Origin of the sequence: Mesorhizobium sp. M1A.T.Ca.IN.004.03.1.1, assembly GCF_003997555.1 — a bacterium.
Lineage (GTDB): Bacteria > Pseudomonadota > Alphaproteobacteria > Rhizobiales > Rhizobiaceae > Mesorhizobium.
Window position 1 is genome coordinate 1 of record NZ_RZTV01001224.1, and the last position, 229, is coordinate 229.

Here is a 229-nt window from a genome sequence, read left to right on the forward strand (position 1 = left end):
GTGCAATCATCGGCGCCGATCAGGGCATGATCATCTCGGGTGACGTGTTCCTGTTCCCCGAACCCGCGGATGATGCGATGGGCAAGGCGCAGGATCTGCTCCTCAAGACCTTCACGGATATTCCGACACAGACCGCCTTTGCGGTTGCCAACGGTACGATCCCTATCCTGAAGGGCGCCGATACGTCGAAGCTCAACAGCTGTATTGCGCAAGCGTCGCATTATTTCAG

General features: G+C 57.2%; 1 pseudogene. It reads left to right on the forward strand.

Annotated features, from left to right (window positions below):
• Positions 1 to 26 precede the first annotated feature (26 nt).
• Positions 27 to 229 (forward strand): annotated as a pseudogene (locus EOD29_RS35590) (carbohydrate ABC transporter substrate-binding protein); the annotation flags it as partial.